27 protein-coding genes are annotated in these 20,213 nt (G+C 44.1%); 25 read left to right on the top strand and 2 right to left on the bottom strand.

The window, feature by feature from the left end; translation table 11 throughout:
• Position 1 precedes the first annotated feature (1 nt).
• From fliT to flgL, 9 genes are all read left to right on the top strand, one after another.
• Positions 2–382, top strand: coding sequence for a flagellar protein FliT (gene fliT / locus ACXAHI_RS11935; protein ID WP_474847952.1), 381 nt, complete (start codon positions 2–4; stop codon positions 380–382).
• 12 nt (positions 383–394) lie between these two features.
• Positions 395–763 carry a flagellar export chaperone FliS gene (gene fliS, locus ACXAHI_RS11930; RefSeq protein ID WP_474847950.1) on the top strand — a complete coding sequence of 123 codons (369 nt, stop codon included), beginning with the start codon at positions 395–397 and terminating at the stop codon, positions 761–763.
• 21 nt (positions 764–784) lie between these two features.
• A complete protein-coding gene (gene motA / locus ACXAHI_RS11925) occupies positions 785–1,603 on the top strand; it encodes a flagellar motor stator protein MotA (protein WP_474809897.1) in 819 nt (272 codons plus the stop codon).
• Complete coding sequence (gene motB / locus ACXAHI_RS11920) at positions 1,596–2,381, top strand: flagellar motor protein MotB (protein ID WP_474847948.1); 786 nt, start codon at positions 1,596–1,598, stop codon at positions 2,379–2,381. Before motA ends, motB begins: the two co-directional genes overlap by 8 nt.
• Positions 2,382–2,402: 21 nt before the next feature.
• Positions 2,403–2,834 (top strand): flagellar basal body-associated FliL family protein, encoded by a 432-nt coding sequence (locus tag ACXAHI_RS11915; protein WP_474847946.1) that lies wholly within the window; start codon positions 2,403–2,405, stop codon positions 2,832–2,834.
• A 110-nt stretch (positions 2,835–2,944) separates the two neighbouring features.
• Positions 2,945–3,205 (top strand): flagellar biosynthesis anti-sigma factor FlgM, encoded by a 261-nt coding sequence (flgM, locus tag ACXAHI_RS11910; protein ID WP_270180473.1) that lies wholly within the window; start codon positions 2,945–2,947, stop codon positions 3,203–3,205.
• Between the two features lie 14 nt (positions 3,206–3,219).
• Entirely contained in the window at positions 3,220–3,690 is a 471-nt protein-coding gene (locus tag ACXAHI_RS11905; protein ID WP_474847944.1) for a flagellar protein FlgN, read from the top strand.
• Positions 3,691–3,712: 22 nt separating this feature from the next.
• Positions 3,713–5,041, top strand: a complete 1,329-nt coding sequence (gene flgK, locus ACXAHI_RS11900) for a flagellar hook-associated protein FlgK (RefSeq protein WP_474847942.1) — start codon at positions 3,713–3,715, stop codon at positions 5,039–5,041.
• Between the two features lie 19 nt (positions 5,042–5,060).
• Positions 5,061–5,939 (top strand): flagellar hook-associated protein FlgL, encoded by an 879-nt coding sequence (gene flgL / locus ACXAHI_RS11895; protein WP_474847940.1) that lies wholly within the window; start codon positions 5,061–5,063, stop codon positions 5,937–5,939.
• Between the two features lie 33 nt (positions 5,940–5,972).
• On the opposite strand, the gene ACXAHI_RS11890 is transcribed toward flgL, so the two are convergent.
• Both ACXAHI_RS11890 and ACXAHI_RS11885 read right to left on the bottom strand, forming a co-directional pair.
• Positions 5,973–6,755 (bottom strand): flagellar hook-basal body protein, encoded by a 783-nt coding sequence (locus tag ACXAHI_RS11890; protein WP_474847938.1) that lies wholly within the window; start codon positions 6,753–6,755, stop codon positions 5,973–5,975.
• An 11-nt stretch (positions 6,756–6,766) separates the two neighbouring features.
• Complete coding sequence (locus ACXAHI_RS11885) at positions 6,767–7,585, bottom strand: flagellar hook-basal body protein (protein ID WP_474847936.1); 819 nt, start codon at positions 7,583–7,585, stop codon at positions 6,767–6,769.
• Between the two features lie 249 nt (positions 7,586–7,834).
• Here ACXAHI_RS11885 and flgB point away from each other — a divergent pair, with 249 nt between their 5' ends.
• From flgB to fliY, 16 genes are all read left to right on the top strand, one after another.
• Entirely contained in the window at positions 7,835–8,227 is a 393-nt protein-coding gene (gene flgB / locus ACXAHI_RS11880) for a flagellar basal body rod protein FlgB (RefSeq protein WP_474847934.1), read from the top strand.
• Positions 8,228–8,232: 5 nt separating this feature from the next.
• Positions 8,233–8,679, top strand: coding sequence for a flagellar basal body rod protein FlgC (flgC, locus tag ACXAHI_RS11875; protein ID WP_474809913.1), 447 nt, complete (start codon positions 8,233–8,235; stop codon positions 8,677–8,679).
• Between the two features lie 26 nt (positions 8,680–8,705).
• A complete protein-coding gene (gene fliE, locus ACXAHI_RS11870) occupies positions 8,706–8,996 on the top strand; it encodes a flagellar hook-basal body complex protein FliE (RefSeq protein WP_474847932.1) in 291 nt (96 codons plus the stop codon).
• Between the two features lie 21 nt (positions 8,997–9,017).
• A complete protein-coding gene (gene fliF / locus ACXAHI_RS11865; RefSeq protein WP_474847930.1) occupies positions 9,018–10,658 on the top strand; it encodes a flagellar basal-body MS-ring/collar protein FliF in 1,641 nt (546 codons plus the stop codon).
• Between the two features lie 13 nt (positions 10,659–10,671).
• Entirely contained in the window at positions 10,672–11,682 is a 1,011-nt protein-coding gene (gene fliG / locus ACXAHI_RS11860) for a flagellar motor switch protein FliG (RefSeq protein WP_270180463.1), read from the top strand.
• A complete protein-coding gene (locus tag ACXAHI_RS11855) occupies positions 11,675–12,472 on the top strand; it encodes a FliH/SctL family protein (protein ID WP_474847928.1) in 798 nt (265 codons plus the stop codon). The genes fliG and ACXAHI_RS11855 overlap by 8 nt, the downstream gene beginning before the upstream one ends.
• The gene (gene fliI, locus ACXAHI_RS11850; protein ID WP_474847926.1) at positions 12,462–13,781 is read left to right on the top strand and encodes a flagellar protein export ATPase FliI; all 1,320 of its coding nucleotides are present in this window, start codon (positions 12,462–12,464) and stop codon (positions 13,779–13,781) included. Before ACXAHI_RS11855 ends, fliI begins: the two co-directional genes overlap by 11 nt.
• A 2-nt stretch (positions 13,782–13,783) precedes the next feature.
• Positions 13,784–14,230 (top strand): flagellar export protein FliJ, encoded by a 447-nt coding sequence (gene fliJ / locus ACXAHI_RS11845; RefSeq protein ID WP_474848154.1) that lies wholly within the window; start codon positions 13,784–13,786, stop codon positions 14,228–14,230.
• Between the two features lie 21 nt (positions 14,231–14,251).
• Positions 14,252–15,100 (top strand): MotE family protein, encoded by an 849-nt coding sequence (locus ACXAHI_RS11840; RefSeq protein ID WP_474847924.1) that lies wholly within the window; start codon positions 14,252–14,254, stop codon positions 15,098–15,100.
• A 20-nt stretch (positions 15,101–15,120) separates the two neighbouring features.
• A complete protein-coding gene (locus ACXAHI_RS11835; protein ID WP_474847922.1) occupies positions 15,121–16,239 on the top strand; it encodes a flagellar hook-length control protein FliK in 1,119 nt (372 codons plus the stop codon).
• Positions 16,240–16,249: 10 nt separating this feature from the next.
• Complete coding sequence (gene flgD / locus ACXAHI_RS11830) at positions 16,250–16,666, top strand: flagellar hook assembly protein FlgD (protein WP_474847920.1); 417 nt, start codon at positions 16,250–16,252, stop codon at positions 16,664–16,666.
• Position 16,667: 1 nt separating this feature from the next.
• Positions 16,668–17,027 carry a TIGR02530 family flagellar biosynthesis protein gene (locus ACXAHI_RS11825; RefSeq protein WP_474847918.1) on the top strand — a complete coding sequence of 120 codons (360 nt, stop codon included), beginning with the start codon at positions 16,668–16,670 and terminating at the stop codon, positions 17,025–17,027.
• A gap of 73 nt (positions 17,028–17,100) precedes the next feature.
• On the top strand, positions 17,101–17,874 hold the full coding sequence (locus ACXAHI_RS11820; protein WP_474847916.1) for a flagellar hook-basal body complex protein: 774 nt from the start codon (positions 17,101–17,103) through the stop codon (positions 17,872–17,874).
• A gap of 47 nt (positions 17,875–17,921) precedes the next feature.
• Positions 17,922–18,110 (top strand): flagellar FlbD family protein, encoded by a 189-nt coding sequence (locus tag ACXAHI_RS11815; protein WP_474847914.1) that lies wholly within the window; start codon positions 17,922–17,924, stop codon positions 18,108–18,110.
• Between the two features lie 30 nt (positions 18,111–18,140).
• A complete protein-coding gene (gene fliM, locus ACXAHI_RS11810) occupies positions 18,141–19,127 on the top strand; it encodes a flagellar motor switch protein FliM (protein WP_474847912.1) in 987 nt (328 codons plus the stop codon).
• Positions 19,117–20,196 (top strand): flagellar motor switch phosphatase FliY, encoded by a 1,080-nt coding sequence (gene fliY / locus ACXAHI_RS11805; protein WP_474847910.1) that lies wholly within the window; start codon positions 19,117–19,119, stop codon positions 20,194–20,196. The genes fliM and fliY overlap by 11 nt, the downstream gene beginning before the upstream one ends.
• The last annotated feature ends 17 nt before the right edge of the window (positions 20,197–20,213 follow it).

Here is a 20,213-nt window from a genome sequence, read left to right as displayed (position 1 = left end):
AATGAAAAGAATTGATGCACTGAATCAGATGCACGTTGTGACGAATCAAATCGTAAAGTCGCTCGATGGACTGAATCCTTCGATGGATGAAAACGGGCCTGATGAATTAGATGGGATCAACAACATGATCAACCGACGAGAAGAAACGATCCAGCTTCTAGATAAAGCGATGAAGCAAGAAGGTACCGACTGGACAGAGGAAGAGCAGCTCATGCTTCAGCAGTTGAGTACGCTTGAAGAAACGATTCAACCTCGTCTATCCGATCTTTATGCAGCGTTTTCTGAGCAGATGAGGCGTTTGCAGCAAGGAAAGACAGCAGCGAATAAATATAGCTCTGGACAAGCTTACACAGACGGCGCATTTTTCGATAAGAGAAAATAGGGGGAACGTTAGATGGCAATGCAAAATCCTTATCAAACGTATCAACAAAATTCAGTCACTACATCCTCTCCACAGGAATTGACGCTCATGCTGTACAACGGATGTCTTAAATTTATCCGGATGGCAGCGATCGCGATGAAAAAAGGCAATGTGGAAGGCAAGCATACAAATATTATCAAAGCACAAAACATTCTTGAAGAACTTCGCGCAACGCTCAATATGGACATGGACCTTTCTCAATCCATGGATTCGTTATACGCGTTCATGATCGAGCAGCTCGTGTCTGCAAATATCAATAACAATATTGAGAAGCTGCAAGAAGTTGAAGAGCTAGCAGAAGAATTCCGAAATACTTGGAAAGAAGCGATGGAACAGAAATAAGCAGTGTAGAGGGTGAAAGCATTGGAAAAAACATCTTTGTTCGGATTATTGCTCGGCTTTGCCGTCCTCGTAGGCGGGTTGATTTTGAAGGGAGCCAATCCAGCTGCTCTACTTAATCCAGCTGCCCTCGTCATCATCTTTGTCGGGACAGCCGCAGCATTGTTGATCGGTTTTCCATTTTCCGAAATCAAAAAATTTCCGATTTTATTAAAGATTATTTTTACGAATCAAAAGTTAGTTTCTGCTAAGGAAATCATTCCGATGTTTCGTGAGTGGGCGACGATCGCTCGTCGAGATGGCTTGCTGTCACTAGAAGATAACCTCGATAAACTAGAAGATGATTTTCTAAGAAGAGGGTTTCAAATGGTCATCGACGGTCATTCTAGGGAAATTATCGAAGAGATCCTTGTAGAAGACATCGAAGCGATGAAAGAACGACATAAAGCAGGAGCGGGGATCTTCACGCAAGCTGGAACGTATGCACCGACGCTTGGTGTTCTCGGTGCCGTCGTAGGACTTGTCGCTGCACTCAGTCATCTCGGTGATATGGAGCTTTTAGGAAAATCGATCGCTGCAGCATTCATTGCGACGCTGTTCGGAATCTTTACAGGATACGTCCTGTGGCATCCGTTTGCGAACAAGCTGAAACGAAAGTCGAACGCGGAAGCGAAGATCAAGATGATCATGCTTGAAGGCTTGCTAGCGGTACAGTCAGGCGCAACACCTACGATGGTAGAAGATAAACTGCTCGTCTACCTTCCAGAGAAAGAACGGAATCTTGATGAAATGAAGAAATCAAGTGACGTCAAAGTTGGAGAAGGGGTAGGTGCCGATGCGTAAGAAAAGGCATGACGAGCATGACGAGCACGTCGATGAAAGCTGGCTCATCCCGTATGCGGATATGCTCACGCTGCTTCTGGCTCTTTTCATCGTTCTATTCGCAGCGAGTACCGTTGACGCAAAAAAATATGCCGCGATCACAAAATCGTTTGAAGAAGTTTTAAATGGAGGCACCGGTGTACTAGAAAGCGAGCCATCGGTCATGGAGCCTGAAGATAATTCGTTCGTTGGGTTAACAGAAGAAGTTGAGAATACTGAAGACGTAGAGGAACAGCCTGAAGAGGAAGACGAAGAAAAGCTAGAGGAAGATCTTCATAATCTGCAAGAATTAAAAGAGCGAATCGATCAGTATATTTCGAAACAGAGCCTCGATTCGTATTTACAAACGAGTTTAACCGAAGAAGGGTTATTGATCACGATAAAAGAAGCTGCGCTGTTTAATAGCGGGCAAGCCTACTTAACGAATGATGCGAAGGGGATCGCAAGCGAAATCTCTCGTTTTCTCGTCACAGATCCTGCGAGAAATATTACTGTGACAGGTCATACAGATAACAAACCGATCAAGACATCTCAGTATCCGTCGAACTGGCATCTTAGCTCAGATCGAGCGCTGAACTTTATGACGGAGCTTTTAAAAAACAGTAAGCTAGATCCACAGCTTTTTAGTTTCACAGGCTATGGAGAGTATCGTCCGGTCGCCTCGAATGACAGTGAGAAAGGCAGAACGAAAAATAGACGCGTAGAAGTGTTGATCCTGCCTTACGATGTTGAAAATTAACAGTTGAGGTGAATAGAGTAGATGAAACGTATCCTATTGATTATTTTGGCAACTCTCGGTGTTGTTGCAGGGGGTGCCATAACAGCAGTATTCTTCCTAGATATCGATCTAGGAAAAGTACTTGCTCAGGAAGAGAAAGAACCGACTGCTGAGGAGCTAGCAGAAAGGAGCTACAGCATGGAGCCGATCACGACGAACCTACTGTCTGATCACTATGCTGTCGTTCAGCTAAATTTATTAGCAGACGGAGGAGAAAGCTACCACGAACTAGAGGTTCGTATCCCAGAATTAAAGTCAATCGTTATTGCTACACTTGCAAACTCTTCAAGAAACGATCTGAAGGGCGCGGAAGGACTCAAGACGTTCGAATCAAGCATCAGAGAACAAATAAATGAAGTCCTGCAAGATGGAGAGATCGAGCGAGTACTCGTAACTGATTTCAAAATTCAGTAAATAGTAAACTTTTGTAAAGAATTTTCCGATATTAACGGTAAGATGCTCAAAATAGGGTACGAATAATAGAATAGGAGTAGTTTTACTATTATCGGAGAGGGGTGAACGGATTGAACGTTAACAAACCGTCAGCACCGCCATTTGTTAACCCTTACAAAAAGCACAATCCTGTTACAAAAGTCGAGCAAGCAAAAAAAGCTCCTCGTGAAGATGAGCTGCAAATCTCAAACAAAGCGAGAGAACTATATACGATGAAGGCTGAAGAAAAGCGCGAAGCCAAACTAGATGCAATTCAAAAGAAAATCGAAAATGGAACGTATAGTGTCGACAGTAAAAAAACAGCCGAAAAACTGTTTGATCAGTTGTTTTAACAGGAGGCAGCACGATGGGGCAACAATTACTGGCTACAATGAGCAACATGATAACTCTACATGAGAAGTTGCTATCACTCGGAGAGCTGAAGCAAGAAGCGCTCATCGAAAGAAATGTGAACAGCTTATCAGATTTGATGAAGACGGAAAGGGAGCTTCTGCAGGCCTTAAGCGCGGAAGAGGAAAAACGGCAGGGACTTGTTGAGGAGCTTGGCGGATCGGGAACGCTTAAAGAGGTGCTGCCAAAGCTAAGCCCTGCCGTTAGAAGAATGATCGAAAATAGAGCGACCACATTAAAAGAAAAGGCAGTAGCATTACAAACGTTGAACGAACAAAACGATGTTCTACTAAAAGACGCGATGGCGTTCGTTCATCATATGATCGGGCATTTGACTGCATCGCCCGATCAAACCCTTACATACTCAAGACCAAATCAAAAACCGGCATCATCCACACCAAGAGGGTACTTCGACACAAAAGCATAGGCTTAGAAAGGAACGTGACAATATGACGTCTACATTTCATGGGTTAGAGATCGGACGGAGAAGTTTGTATACGCAGCAAACGGCACTATCGACCACTGGTCATAATATCGCGAACGCAAACACTCCAGGTTATTCCAGACAGCGTGTGAATATGGAGGCGACGTCGTCGATTACGAATCCTTACCAGAGCGGCACATCCTCTGAGCTCGGAACGGGTGTTAGCGTTGGGTCCATCGAACGGATCCGCTCAAAGTACCTCGATACACAGTATCGGGAACGAAATGCAGCGCTCGGCTCAGAATCTATGAAACTAGAAACACTTCAGCAAATCGAGATGATGTCAGCAGAGCCGGGTGAAAACGGACTGAATGCGTCCCTCAACAAGCTCTGGTCTGCTTTCGAAGATCTTTCAGCCAACCCTGATAGCCTTGCTGCTCGATCTGTCGTTGTTTCACGGGCAGAAGAGGTGCTGGATAAAGGGAAGGCATTTAACAAAGACCTTCAAAATCTATCAGAAAGTCTGCAATCACAGACTGATGCGGTTCTTAAAGACATCGATTCGTTGTCAGAGCAGATCAACGAATTGAACAAGGAAGTCGTTCGTACGAACGGCGCCAATGATGTGAAGGACAAGCGTGATCAGCTGATCGACGAACTATCTAGCCTCATCGATGTTGACGTAACAGAGAAGAGTAACGGTGCACTCGAGGTGAATTACGATACAGCTAACCCGAAGGCGGGGAAGCTTAAGGGTCTTGAAGAAGCTGCTGCGTTGACGAAAAATGTCCAAACAAATTTGAACGCGGTGTTTGAGCAACTAGCTCCTGAGATCAATACCCTTGCAGAATCAGGGTATTCGCTCGTGAAAGTGAATGGCACGATGCAGCAGGGAAAAGCGCTATTCACAGAAGCTACAGGTGATGGAAGTTACCTTGAACGCCTAAGTGTATCGAGCGATTTGAAATCGAATCCAGCGAATCTAGCAGCTTCCTCAACAGAGGGAACGGTAAGTAACGGCGACCTCGCTGCAAAGATAAGCGAGTTGAAAGACAAAACACTATCTTTCGATTTAGCAGGTTCAGCTGATCAAGTCGATGCGACGACGAACGACTTTTACAGCATGCTCATCTCAGATATCGGTTCAAGAACACAGTCTGCCGAGCGAACTGTTGGGAACAATGAGACGGTTCTTCAGTCAATCGAATCAAACCGGTTATCTGTGAGTGGTGTCTCTCTCGACGAAGAGATGGCGAACCTCGTACAGTTTCAACATGCGTATAATGCAGCGGCTCGGTACGTAAGTACAACGGACGAAATACTAGATGTGATCATCAACCGAATGGGCGTCTAACGGGAAAAGGAGTCATATGATGAGAATTACACAGCAAATGTTAACTCAAAATGTTACGAATCAGATGAATCGAAACTTGTCCCGCTTAGAGCGAGCGAATGAAGAAGTATCGACAGGAAAGCGAATTAACAAACCTTCTGATGATCCGATGGGAACTGAAAAATCGTTGAAGCTCTCATCAGAGCTTGCGAACAACGTACAGTTTGAGCGAAATGCGGATTACGCACAGTCCTGGTTAGAAGTAACAGAGCAGTCATTGAGCAGTGTATCTGACCTTCTTCAACGGGCGAATGAAGTTGGTCTGCAGGGTGCGAGTGGAATTAATTCACCTGACGAACTGGAGAACATGGGTAAAGAAATCGATCAACTTCGGGATGAGTTAAAAAATCTTGCCAATGCGAAACTTGACGGGAAATTCATCTTCAATGGACAGAAAACAGATCAGGCGATTGAAATAAGCGCATTTGGTGACATCACTCACGATAACCAATCACTCAAACAGCGTTTATCCCCGTTTAGTTCGATGACGATCAACGTCCATGCAGGTGAAGTTTTTGGTGGAGAAAACAACCTGTTTAAGTCTCTCGACGCTTTATCTACCGCACTAAAAAGTGGTGATGGAGATGCTCTGCAAAGTGCGATCGGTCAAATTGAAAAAGGATCCGAGCAAGTGCTCAACAAGTGGACCTCTCTTGGAGCAAAGCAATCGAGAGTGGAAAGCTTGTCACAGCGCCTTAAGGAAGAAAACGTTTCGCTGCAAAAGCTTGTTTCCAAAAACGAAGATGTGGATATTGCGGAGGCGATCATGAAGCTGAAGTCTGAAGAAAGTGTATACCAGGCTTCACTAGCATCGAGTGCAAAAATCATTCAGCCTTCTCTAATGGATTTTCTCAGATAAAAAACACTCATCCAACGCGGATGAGTGTTTTTGTTATCGCTTGATCGTATTCGCAAGTCCCATCATTTCATCTGCCATTTTCATCGCTCGGCTTTGGAACTGTAAAAGTCGCTGAGTGGTGATCATCTCTGTCGTTTCATTCGCAAGATCAACGTTGGACATTTCTAGAAATCCTTGTTTCAAATTAAATCCTATATCTGCGATCTCACCTTCTCCTTCACGCAGTCGGAATTCGTTCCCGCCTTCGTTTAGCAGTGATTGAGGACGATCGATTCTAGCAACGCTCAACTCGAACGTTTCGTTAGTAGGTTCAACGCTTATCTCACCAGAATCTGAGATGACGATGTTGGTTGGTTCGCTGCTAAATGAGATAGGATCTCCATTTTTATCGAGAACATTGCTCCCGTTGCTATTTACAAGATTAACCCTTCCATCCTCGGTGTTTTGAAGCTGGAAAGCACCATCTCTTGTGTAATGAACATTGTCACCATTTTGGACTCGAAAGTAGACGTTTTCTCCCTCTAACATCACATCGAGGTTTCGTCCTGTTTCATTCGCAGCTCCTTGATCTGTACGGAGATTTGTCATCGCAATCTTCGCCCCATAACCAACTCGTAAGTTTTCAGGGGTGAGTCGTCCTGGTTCCGTTGCTTCGGCAGTATTATTTTGATATTGCTGCGTTAAGAGGTTTTGAAAGCTTGCTTCCCGTCTCTTATAACCAACTGTGTTCACGTTCGCGATATTGTTTGCGATCGTATCCATCTTCTTCTGTGTCTGGCTCAATGATGAAGAAGCACTATACATCCCGATGTTCATTCAATACCCTCCTAGTACACTCTACCGATATCATTAACAGATTTGTCGATACTCTGATCATAGGTTTGCAGGACACGCTGGTTCGCCTCGTACATCCGGTACGTGTTGAGCATATCTGTCATCGTCGTCGTAAGGTCGACGTTTGATCCTTCAAGAAATCCTTGTTCGACGGTAAACTTATTGAATTCAGTAGTTCGAATGTCACGAGGAGCATTATTTTCATCTCCAGACCATTCGAAAACTCCGTTCCCAAGTTGAGTCAATCCTTCTGGATTACCAGTATATCCGACCCAGAGCTCTTGCTCGTTTCCGTTTGCCTCGATCAGGTTGCTGCCTCTTAATGTAAATTGTTCACTGGATAGTTGGATTGGCTCGAGGTTCGCGTTTAAAACGCGATATCCCTCACTCGTAGCCAAGAAGCCGTCATCGCTTAGTGTAAAGTTCCCGTTTCTTGTATATCGAATCGTATCATCATCTGTTCGCACTCCAAAAAGGGAGATCCCTTTCTGGCCGGTTTCTTCATCTATCGGGAGGCGATCATCGAGCAAAGCAAAATCAGTGTTATTCCCTGTTTCCTTCAAGGTACCGCTAGAGAAAAGTGGTACCCCTTCTTGCGTATAAACACCATGAGAGAGTTCTCCCACTTGTTTATTATTTTTGAGAGAGTCCGTATTTCGTTCTTTTAATAAATATTCAGGAAAAGAGCGAATGACAGCTTGATCTTGTTTAAACCCCGGAGTCTGTGCATTCGATAAATTATTTGTGAGGTAGTGCTGTTTTCGTTCACTCGCCATCATTCCTGATGTTGCAGTGTACATTCCTCTAAACATTTTTTCCTCCTAGCCTCCTAGATAGTTCCTTTTAACTATCATTTCATAGATATTATTTCCATTATACCGTTGATTTTTGGAAAAAATAAGTGAAAAAAGTAGTTTATTAGGTTAAAACTCTCATTTACTATTAATTTTGACAGTGCTATGCTAAAAACAGAGAAAATATTGTCGAATGAAGATGATTATGGAATGATTACCAAATATTAACAAATAAACCAATATTTCATGAGGAGTGTGGAATGCTTCGTGAAGGTATTTCAATCGATAAATCCAATGCAACATGCGTTGAATGCTTCAATGACTCAGCAGCGGACAATAACGTCAAATATATCAAATGTTGATACCCCTAATTACAAACGGAAAACCGTTTCGTTTCAGGATAACCTACAGGAGGCCGTAAATCAGCGCTTCCAAAGCTACAAATCAAACCCCAACCATGTGTCTTTTAGTACAGAAAAACAATCACCAAACGTCACTGTGAAAACGGATCGAAACACCTTAAATAAATCAAATGAAAATAACGTCGACATGGATGTTGAGATGGCAGAGCTCGCCAAGAACCAGCTCTGGTACAATTCGATGATCGAGAAAACAAACAGCCAGTTTCGTGATCTGCAAACTGCTATTCGAGGGAGCTGAACGAAATGAAATTGTTTAATGGATTCAATACGAGTGCTTCTGGTCTTACAGCAAATCGTTTACGAATGGATGTCGTTTCGTCCAACATTGCCAACGCTGAAACGACTCGGGGAGAGCTAGTAGATGGTGAATGGCAACCGTATAAGAGAAAAGTCGTTCAACTTCAAGAAAACTCTTTTGAGAGTCAGCTTCAATCTGCGATGGGGCAGAGGAATTCATCTTCTTCTGGAGTGAAAGTATCCGAAATAACCGAGGACCGAGCACCGAACAAGCTTGTTTATCAACCGACTCATCCAGATGCAAATGAAGATGGGTATGTGGAAATGCCTAACGTTGATATGGTGAAGGAAATGGCCGATCTTATGTCGGCTTCAAGGTCTTATGAAGCAAACGTGACGGCTCTAAACGCAACGAAAAGTATGTATATGAAAGCCCTTGAACTTGGGAAATAGTTTAATAGCTATTTGGGAGGAAATAAATGAACACGATCAATGCGCTTCAAAGCCCAACGCTTCAAGCTCCTAATTCATCTCAACCAAAGGAAGCTACAGGGGATTTTGGAAGCATGTTAAAAGATGCGATTCAGCAGGTGAACAAGAATCAAGTTGAATCCGAACAGATGTCAAAAAAGCTCGTAACAGGCGAGGTACAGAACGTTCATGAGGTGATGATCGCAGCTCAAAAAGCTTCTCTTTCACTTAATTTAACTGTACAGGTTCGAAACAAGGTGATCGAATCTTATCAAGAAATCATGCGTATGCAAATGTAGTTCTTCAGGGATGGATGGCAGATGAATGAACAATTACTAAAAATGAAAAGCCGCTGGGGCGAGACGTGGAGTAGTTATTCCTCTAAAACAAAATGGTTGATAGGTGGGACGTTTCTAGTAACACTCCTACTTCTTTCTTTCCTCGTTTTTTGGATGTCTAAACCTAATTTGACGCCAATTTATTCCAATCTCACTCCAACGGAGGCTGGTGAGATCAAAGGAGCGATCGAGCAGAGAGGAATCGCAGTAGAAGTTTCGTCTGATGGAACAACGATCAGCGTCCCGAAAGCAGAAGCTTCAGATTTGAAAGTGAGCCTGGCAGCTGAGGGTATTCCGAAAAGCGGTAATGTTAACTACAGTATCTTTAGCGAAAACATGGGGATGGGAATGACCGATAAGCATTTCGATGTTGTCGAACGAGATGCGATGCAAAATGAACTGAGTTACCTGATCGAACAGATCGATGGCATTCAGCAATCCAAAGTCATGATCACCTTACCAAAAGATAGTGTTTGGCTAAATGAAGAAGGCGATGTAGCAACTGCATCGGTCGTGGTGACAAGAGAGCCTGGTTTCAATCTCGATCAGGGACAAGTGAACGGCCTTTACCATGTGATCAGTAAGAGTGTTCCGAACCTTCCGATCGAAAACATCGTCGTGATGGACCAGAACGGCTCATCTTTTGATTATGGTGAAAGTAAAGTTGACTCTTCCCTCACAGCGTATCAGCAGCAGGAGCAGATTCGCCGTGATATCGAAAAAGACATGCAAAAAGACCTTCAACAAATGCTTGGATTACTTCTCGGTCAAGACAAAGTAGTCGTATCTGTCATGACGAGCGTCGATTTCACAAAAGAAAAGCGTGTTGAAGATTTAGTTGAACCTGTAGATGAAGAAACAGGCGAAGGAATCGATATCAGCGTTGAAAAAATCATGGAAACCTACTCGGGTAATCCTGATGTTGCTACTGACGGTACAGGAACTGCCGAGGGTGAGATTCCGAACTATAATGCTGATGATCCTGATGCCGAGGGCGATGGATCGTACGAAAAGGTCGAAGAACGCATCAATCGAGAAGTCAATCGAATCCATAAAGAAATCGAAGAAAGTCCTTATGTGATCGATGATGTTACGATCAACGTCGGTGTTGAACCTCCGATCGCAGACGACATGACGTCGCTTACAGCAGCACATATAGAAGATATTCGCACCGTACTAAAAAATGTTGTCCGTACTTCCTTGAGTGGAAGTGACGTACCCCTTGAAGATGCCGATCTAGAAGATCGAATCTCGGTATTTGCAAATGAATTTAGAGGAAAACCTGGCTATGTTGCGCCTGAAAAGAACTTTTTCTCTAGTACTCTAGACATTCTCCCGCCATGGGCGATTTACGCAGCTGGAGCAGGTGTAGGCATTCTTCTTATAACCGGTACGATGCTCCTCTTCCGCCGAAGAGGAAAGCGTGAAGAAGAATACGAGGAGTTCGAACGAACGTATGCACCGAGTGAATCGGAAGATCACTATCTACCTCGTGAAGAAGAAGAAAAGGAAGTCGACCTGACACCTGAAGTGATCATGGGTAAAGATGAAATTGAAAAACTCGCAAAAGAAAATCCAGAGGACTTTGTTAAGTTACTAAGAGTATGGATGAACGAAGATTAGGAGGAGCGGTGGCGTGAGTAAAACAAAAGAAATATCTGGGACACAAAAAGCAGCAATTTTACTTACATCTCTCGGTCCTGAACTCTCGATTCAAACGTTCAAGCTTTTGACTGAGAAGGAGATCGATAAACTAGCATTAGGGATCTCTGAACTGAATAGGGTCGAGTCGGCAGATCGTGAAAACATAATGGATGAATTCATCCATATGGTTAAAGCGAAAGACTATATTGCTGCAGGTGGTATTGATTTTGCAAGACACGTGTTAGTGGAAGCACTTGGCCCGAAGAAAGCTGAGGAAATCCTTGCGCGTTTGCAGTCGAATACACAGGTGAAGCCTTTTGCATTCGCAAGGAAAGCAGATCCAGAGCAAATTTTAAACATCGTTCAACAAGAGCATCCTCAAACGATCGCGCTTATTCTTTCGTATTTGGATGCGCAGCAGTCATCGAAGATCTTGTCGGCTCTTCCTCAAGAACGACAGGCGGATGTCGCTAGGCGAATCGCTTTGATGGAAAGTACGTCACCAGAAGTGATCACTAAGCTAGAAGACATCATCGAAAGAAAATTAAATGCGAGCGGCTCACAGGATTACACGTTTACTGGTGGGGTTGAATCGATCGTAGAAGTACTGAGCGGCGTTGATCGTAGTACAGAAAGAACGATTCTAAGTGCTCTCGAGAAGGACGATCCGAAGCTTGCTGAAGAAATCAAGCAGCGGATGTTCGTCTTTGAAGACATCGTTCTACTCGATGATCGTTCGATCAGACTTGTGATAAGTGAAGTGAAGGATGATGATCTATCGATCGCACTTAAGGTTGCTAGCGAAGAAGTGAAAGACCTCATCTTCCGAAACATGTCCAACAGACGAGTGGAAACAGTAAAAGAAGAACTCGAATTGATGGGCCCGCTGCGTCTTAGCGAAGTGGAAGAAGCTCAAACACGCGTCGTTTCTGTCATTCGTTACCTAGAAGATACAGGGGACATCGTGATCGCACGTGGTGGAGGAGATGATGTGATTGTCTAATATCATTCCAAAGTCGTATAAAGGGGTAGACGATGCACCGAAAGTAATCGGTCAACGAGACATCGTAGAACCTAAGAAACAGAGGGTGCTGCAATCACGGAAATCAACAGTCGAAGAAAAGAAATCTCAATTACTACAACAGATGATCCGACTCGAAGATCAATACCACACGATTCGAACGAGGTTACAGAATGAAGAAGATCACGTGTTATCGAGTCTAGAACAGAAGCAGCTACAAAAGGAAGAAGAGTGGGAAAAGCTCGCTGAACAGAAGTACAGGGCAGCTGAAGATAAAGGGTTTGAAGCAGGCTACCAGGCTGGTCTCCAACAAGTACAGTTCGAGCTTCAAGAAAAACGAAAAGAAATGGAATCGGTTCTAACCGAAGCCTACAAGAAAAGAGATGAATTGATCCAAAGTGCTGAGCCGTTCCTACTCTCACTCAGTACTGCGATTGCAAAGAAGGTCATGCTGAATGAATTGAAACAACACCCTGAGTCGATTTCTGAGATGGTCAGAAAGACGCTGCAAACGGTTCAGGACCGAGGGGAAGTTGTTCTTCACGTTTCAGTTGAAGATTATGCTCATATAACACCTATGGTGGAAGAACTCGAGAAACAGCTTGATGGTCATGCGAGCTTAAAACTTGTTCCGATGAGTGATCTCCCGCCCGGCTCCGGAATGATCCATACTCCGAGCGGAAGTTATGACATTTCCATACACAGTCAGCTAAAGGAGATCAAGAAGGAGCTATTTGCACTATTTGAGGAGAATGATACCGATGGGCATTAACGTGGATCGTTATCTTTCTCACCTTGAATCGATTCAATCCGTTCAAAAGTATGGAAAAGTAACGCAGGTGATCGGATTGACCATTGAATCGATGGGCCCTGAAGTGAAGATGGGTGAGCTTTGCTATCTACATCCAGGTCCAGGTCACACCCCGATCGAGGCAGAAGTCGTAGGATTTCGAGAAAACCGAGTTCTCCTCATGCCGATGGATGATCTTTCAGAAATTGGACCAGGTTGCCTCGTTGTTGCAACGGGACAACCGTTAGAGGTGAAGGTAGGGTATTCGATTCTCGGGAGTATTCTTGACGGTAGAGGAAAACCACTAGATGAAACCCTACTACCTAGTGGGCTTAAATCAGTCACTACGAACAGACAGCCGCCAAACCCGATGACAAGACCAAGAATTTCGACACCTTTTCAGCTCGGAGTCAGAGCGATCGATGGGCTGCTTACTGTTGGACATGGTCAGAGAATCGGCATCTTTGCTGGAAGTGGTGTTGGGAAGAGTACGCTTATGGGAATGGCAGCACGAAACTCTGAAGCTGATGTGAACGTCATCGCGCTTATCGGTGAACGTGGACGAGAAGTTCGAGATTTTATCGAACGTGACCTTGGTGAAGAAGGTCTCAAGAAATCTGTGATCGTCGTAGCAACTTCTGATCAATCCCCACTTCAGAGGATAAAAGGGGCGCTCACTGCAACCTCGATCGCTGAGTATTTCCGTGATGAAGGCAAGAACGTCATGCTGATGATGGATTCCGTTACGCGATTTGCGATGGCTCAGCGTGAAGTCGGGCTCGCGATCGGTGAACCGCCTACCAGTAAGGGGTATACACCTAGTGTTTTTGCATTATTACCAAAATTGTTAGAACGATCAGGAACGTCACATCATGGATCGATCACTGCCTTTTATACAGTTCTCGTCGATGGTGACGATATGAACGAACCGATTGCAGATGCCGTTCGCGGGATCCTTGATGGTCACATTGTGCTAGATCGAAAGCTCGCACAAAAAGGACAGTACCCTGCGATTAACGTTTCACAAAGTGTAAGTAGGGTGATGAAGGAGATCGTACCTCCTGAACATATGGAAGCAGCAAATGAATTGAAGCGACTTCTTTCTGTTTACAACTCTTCTGAAGACCTTATCAATATTGGTGCTTATAAATCAGGTACTAACAGCAATGTTGATAAAGCGATCGCAAGCCATTCAGAGATCGAGAGATACATCAAACAAGGAACAGACGAATCAGCAACATTTCAAGAGAGTCAGGAGCGGCTTCTATCAAAGTTTGGAAAGGGTGATTAGCGATTTACAAATTTCCGTTTCAGCGCATTCTCGATATGAAAGAAAACGAAAAAGAACAAGTGCAGCTCGAGATGGCGGAGACCTTGAAAGTTCAGAGCAATCTTGAACAAGAAATAGCGATGCTCGAACAGAAAGTGAATAGCTTCCGTGAAACCCTTGAAAAAAGGCAGTTTGAAGGTCTTTCCGTTACTGAATTGATCGAAGAAGAAGCGCACGTTTCCTTTTGGGATCAAAAGCTCAATGAAAAGAAAGAGGCTCTCAGACAATTAGATGAGCAGGTGTCAGGTCATCAAGAAAACTTAGCTGAGAAGGTAAAAGAAGAAAAGACGTGGCAGTCGATCAAGGAAAAGCGACGTGAAGAACACAACCGCGAAATTAAAATTATCGAACAGAACGAATTGGACAGCTTCAATACAGTTAGAGCTTACTTGCAATTGAAGAATGGCTAGCGCGTAGAAAGGGTGAAAAAAGTGCGAAAGAAGCGGACGACCACATCGATCAAAGAAGTCATCATACATAACATTCTTCTGCCGCTTACTTTCGTAGTGACGGTACTGTTGATCATTCTTCCGTTTATGGGCTATGACCTCAAGGCAATCGCTTCGACCGTTAGTGAAAAACCACTCGCGTTTATCCAGAATACGTTTGCGGCAGAGCTAGACGACGATGAGCAAGCGCCTAATCTCGAGAAAAAAATCGCAGAACAAGAGCAAGAGATCGAGAGACTAACTCGAACGGTGCAAGAGCAAAAAAGCGAAATCTCTGATTACGAGAGTCAAATGAAAAAACTAACGAATGAAATGGAACAAAACGCAAAAGATGCGGAGGATCTAGAACAAAAACAGCAAAACCTCGCCTCTATGTACGAAGGGATGACGCCATCCAAGTCAGCGGCAATCATCGAGAAGCTAACTTTAAGTGAAGCGGCGCTCCTGCTCGATAGGATGGGGAGTACTGAAAAGGCTGCGATTCTCGGGAAAATGAACACAGCGATCGCTGCCGATATTACGATTGCTCTAAGAGACCTTGATCAAGCAGAACAACCAGAGGTAGCTGCAATGCAGGAAAGGCTCTCCCTACTGATGAATGCGATCGAACGGAAAGAAAGTTCGATACCGATCGAAGATCTCGCAAAGCAAATGGAGGATATGGAAGAAACGAAAGCAGCCGGCATTTTAGAAGCGATGAGCGAAGTGAAAGAGGAAAAAGAAGTTGCTATTGGAATCCTTTCTGCACTCAACGAATCGAAGCGGACGCTCATTCTTTCAGAAATGGATGAATCGGTTTCGTCTACCTATGTAGCAGAGTTAGCCGATTGAGTTTAAAAGGAGGTGAAAATGTGAGTAATACGATTCAACCCCTTATGAATGGAACAAAAGCTCCTGCAAATAAAGGCGAGACCGCAAAGGGCAATTCTAATTTTGAGAAGCTATTGACGATGCTTGCCGATGGAAAGACCTTGGAAAAGAAAAGTGTGAATTTACCTCCAGAAGTAGAACCTGCAGAATCAGTACCCGAAGAGCCATCACTCGATTCAGGCGAAACCAGACCTAGCAACTCACACGCACAAGCGATTCAGTTAATGGAAAAGTTGGCGGATAACCCAAAGCTTAAGCAACTCCTTTTAGGAAGCTGGAAAGGGAATGGGTCTTCTGAAGTGGGGGTACATGGATTTACAAGAGAAGAATTGCTCAAGTTTGAATCAGCACAGCAGAAAAGTCTCCCAACCTTAAGTACGTCAAATACAAGTGAAGAATCTGAAGCTAACGTGAAGGTGATGAAATTGGCTGAAACAGAGCCTGCGTTACTAAAACAATCGCAGTCAGAACTTCATCTTTTCTTAAAGCGAAACGGTATCGATTTAAGTTCTTTGACCGGTAAAACGATGAATCAAGAGCAAGCTGCTCCGCTCGAACCCGCTACAGTTCGAATACCTGAAGAAAATGAGCAAATTCAAGTTAAACCAAACGAAACGCTTACGCAGACAACGGTGAAAGAAGAAACGCCCGTGATCAAAGCTCGCCAATTCACAAGTGAGTTCAGTCAGCTATTAGAACGAATGCAAGTGATGAAGAACGGAAAAGAATCGCAGCTTCGTATCAAGCTTTCTCCTGAAAACCTAGGGCAGCTTGATATTCGATTATCGACGGTGGATGGAAAAGTAACAGCCCAAATCGCGACTTCCACTGCAGCAGCGAAAGAAATGATCGAGGGACAGTTACATCAGCTGCGACAAACGTTCGTGCAGCAAGGGATTCAGCTCGACAAAGTAGAAGTCGTGCAGCAGTCAACGCAATCACTCTTGCATGACCAACAAAGTCAGCAGCAGGGACAACGCCAGTTTGGGCAGGGAAATCGCCGGGAGAAACAGTCCGGTCAGTATGAAGTTGAAGAAAATCCAGTCGTCACTCATGAGCATGAACAGGAAGAGACGATGGGAATAAATTATTCCGTTTAGGAGGGGTGGTATGAATACAGGCTCAGTTACTAATGCAACTACATCTGCTCAACAGCGTCCGCAGCTGCCTGGACAACTCGGGAAGGATGACTTTCTCAAAATCTTAGTAGCACAGTTAGGCAACCAGGATCCCATGAAGCCAATGCAAGATACTGAATTTATCGGACAGATGGCTCAGTTCAGTTCTCTTGAGCAAATGACGAATATGAACAGTTCACTCACGCAATTTGTAAACAATCAAATGCAGAGTTCAATAACCGATCATGCTCATCTCATTGGAAAAACGGTGAAGTGGAAAGAGAACGAAGTACTAAGTGCTGGGAAGGTATCGGCAGTAGTGTACAAAGAAGGCGCTATTCTTGCAGAACTTCAAGATGGAAAACAGGTGAACATCTCTTCGTTAGAACGAATTGAAACGGGGGAGTGAGATGACGAAGATACACGTCCATGAGAGGTACCATCCTAATCAACCGCTCATAGCCCCAAAAAAGAAGGCGTCGGCATTTGCAGAACAGCTGAAGAAATCCTTACATAAACCAGTATCCTTCAGTCATCATGCAAAAGAACGATTGTCACAGCAAGGTATCTCGCTATCTGATGTTCAGCTGAAAAAGCTGAATGAAGGCGTTGAAACGGCTCGTGAAAAAGGAGCTCAAGATTCACTTCTGCTTATGAAAGACCTTGCTTTTGTAGTAAGTGTGAAGAACAACAAGGTTATCACTGCGATGAAGCAAGACCGGATGGAAAATCAAATCGTAACAAAGATCGATTCTGCACTCATCATTTAAAAGGCTGGACCAATTGGAGGCCTAACGCTGTGGACCGATTGAAGCAGCGACTTATAATCTAGGGGGAAAACACATGCTACGTTCTATGTATTCAGGTGTATCAGGTATGAAGGGCTTTAATACAAAGTTAGATGTCATCGGTAATAATATCGCAAACGTAAACACGGTAGGATTTAAGAAAAGCCGCGTGATGTTTCAGGATTTGCTCAGCCAAAACATGGGGGATAGACAGGTTAACTCAACGCAAGTGGGACTCGGGGTAACAGAAGGATCGATCGATACGTTACACACAACGGGGTCGTTTATGACGACTGGCGTGCAGACGGATCTTTCTATTGAAGGAGATGGCTACTTCCGAGTAAGACGTGAAATCACGACAGACAATGGAACGACAGAGACAGATCTTCTCACAAGGTCAGGGAATTTTTATGTGAACAACGATAGTGAGCTCGTTACATCACAAGGATACTTCGTTCTCGGCGAAGATAATCAGAAGATTGAGCTAGACGGACCTTTTACGATCAACCGACAAGGTGAGATCAGTATGATTGGTGCGGACGGTGAACCTACGTTTTATAAGAAAATAAGCATGGGAACAGTAAGCAATCCGTCAGGCTTATCAAAAGACGGAGGATCAATGTATATGGAAACCCCTAAATCAGGCGATTTCGATCCAGGTCTACCAGAAGCATCCCGCGTCGTTTCCGGCCAGCTTGAAATGTCGAACGTTGACCTTACAGAAGAGTTTACGGAAATGATCGTTGCGCAGCGAGGGTTCCAGGCTAACTCAAGAGTCATCACCACCTCAGATGAAATCCTTCAAGAAATCGTCAACTTAAAACGATAGGAGGTAAGAGCTGAGGAAGGTTCCCTTTCTCGGCTCGTTCTGTTCTTATGATTACCCTTACGAAACTAAACAAAGAACCTTTTACGCTAAACGCAGTTTATATCGAAAAGATTGAGGCAACGCCAGATACGATGATTTTCCTTACGAACGGAAAACATTATGTTGTACTCGAGCCAGTTGATGAAGTGAAAAAAAGAGTAACGGCATTTTATCGTGATATACACGTATTGAAATAATGGCTAGTAAAAGGAACGGAGGTGACAACGTTGTCTGATATGCTATCTCCTGAAACTGTCGACGCATTATTATCTGCGATCGATGATAAACCTAAAGGTCCTGATCCGCTGGATGGGCGGCGTGTCCGAACATACGACTTTAAACGTGCCCTTCGTTTTTCGCAGGACCATATTCGAATTCTAACAAGAATTCATGAAAACTACGCACGGCTCATGACGACATACTCATCTGCACAGCTTCGGTCGATCGTACAAGCTTCCGTTGAATCAGTTGATCAAATGTCGTTTGACGAGTTTGTGAAATCTCTTACAGACCAATCAATCATAAGTCTTTTTGTCGCAAAGCCGCTATCAGGACAGATGGTGCTCGAAGTATCTCCAGACCTCGCCTTTGCTATGTTGGATCGTATGCTCGGGGGAATGGGGCTCCAGCCAGATAAGCTATCTCACTTAACAGAGATCGAGACGATGGTGATGGAGCGTATCTTCAGTAAGATACTAGAGAGTTTTCAGGATGCGTGGAACTCAGTTTTGAAGCTGAATACGGAACTGCAAGAGCTTGAAGTGAATCCTCACTTTCTTCAAATCGTTTCTCCTAACGAGACGGTTGTCACAGTTACGATCAAGGTGAGTGTTGGAGATGTGACTGGAATGGTGCGCGTTTGCCTACCGCACGTGGTTCTTGAACCGATCATGCCAAGATTATCAGCGCATCACTGGTTATCAAATCAAAAGAAAGACCCTGAACCTCTCGAGAGTGAAGCGTTGCAAAAAAGGCTTCGAAAGACGGACCTTTCGATTATTGCTGAACTGGGGAATTCGGAAGTGACGATTGAAGAGTTTTTGAATTTAGAAATCGGCGATGTGATACGACTGAACGAAAATGTTTCAGACCCCCTCATCGTTAAAGTAGATGACAGAGAAAAGTTCCATGGGTATCCAGGAACTTCGAAAGGCCGTATGGCCATTCAAATTACAGAGGTTAAGGAAGAGGAGGACGCGGGCAATGACAGATGATCGCCTTTCACAAGAAGAACTGAATGCTCTGTTTCAAGAAACTGCAGCTAGTAAGGAAGGATCTACAATACAATTCCAAGAGGTAGAGTTAGAAGCATTGAACGAGTTGTTCAGCGTCTCTTTAGGAACCCTTTCTACATCACTTTCTTCTATTTTCATGGAGGAAGTAACCGTATCGAACATCCATACAAACGTATTATCAGAGGAAGGCATTTCAGAAGTGTCCTTTCCATATGTAGAAGCAGCAACCCGCTATGAAGGGGCGGCTTCAGGTGAAGCGGTGTTCATGTTGAATCCTCCTGATGCCCAGGACATTGCTGACATATGGGCTGTGGTAAGCGGAGATGAGAACGAAGACAATATCGATAAAAGTTTAACATCGGTCGTCACGCACATCATGGAAAGCTTACATAAAGGACTGAGTATGGCATCAGGATCTTCATTTAATGGGACATTCTTGAACTTGCAAGTTGTATCGGAGTGGAGCAACTCCGTACTGAATCAAAGTGGAGCATTGATCGATACGTCATTCGACCTTTCGATAGGCTCGATCATTAGAACGACATTGCACCATGTGATGCCTGCACCGATCGGAAAACAAATCTCAGAATTGCTCGTAAGTGAAGAAGACCTTCAGGAACAAACAACAGAAGAAGTGGTGGAAGAAGCGCCTCCAACAGAACGAACACAAGCAAGCGAATGGAAGGAGCCTGAGCGTTCTTATGATGAAAAAGTGAAACAGCATGAACCAGCAATTCAGAACGTGCAGTTTACGAATTTTAATCAAAAGCAAAACCCTTATTCCGAAGAGCGGAATCTCAATATGCTGCTCGATATTCCTCTTCAAGTCACTGTAGAACTCGGTCGCACGAAGCGAATCGTTAAAGATATTCTAGAGCTTTCACATGGCTCGATCCTTGAGCTCGATAAGCTCGCTGGTGAACCAGTCGATATTCTTATCAATCAGAAGCTCATTGCCAAAGGAGAAGTCGTTGTGATCGACGAGAACTTCGGTGTTCGTGTGACAGATATATTAAGTGCAGCAGAGCGATTATCAAAGTTGCGGTAAAACAAGGAGTGTTAGAG

This window comes from Anaerobacillus sp. ABD4_527 (assembly GCF_056160805.1).
This window is presented reverse-complemented; position numbering and strand designations above follow the sequence as displayed.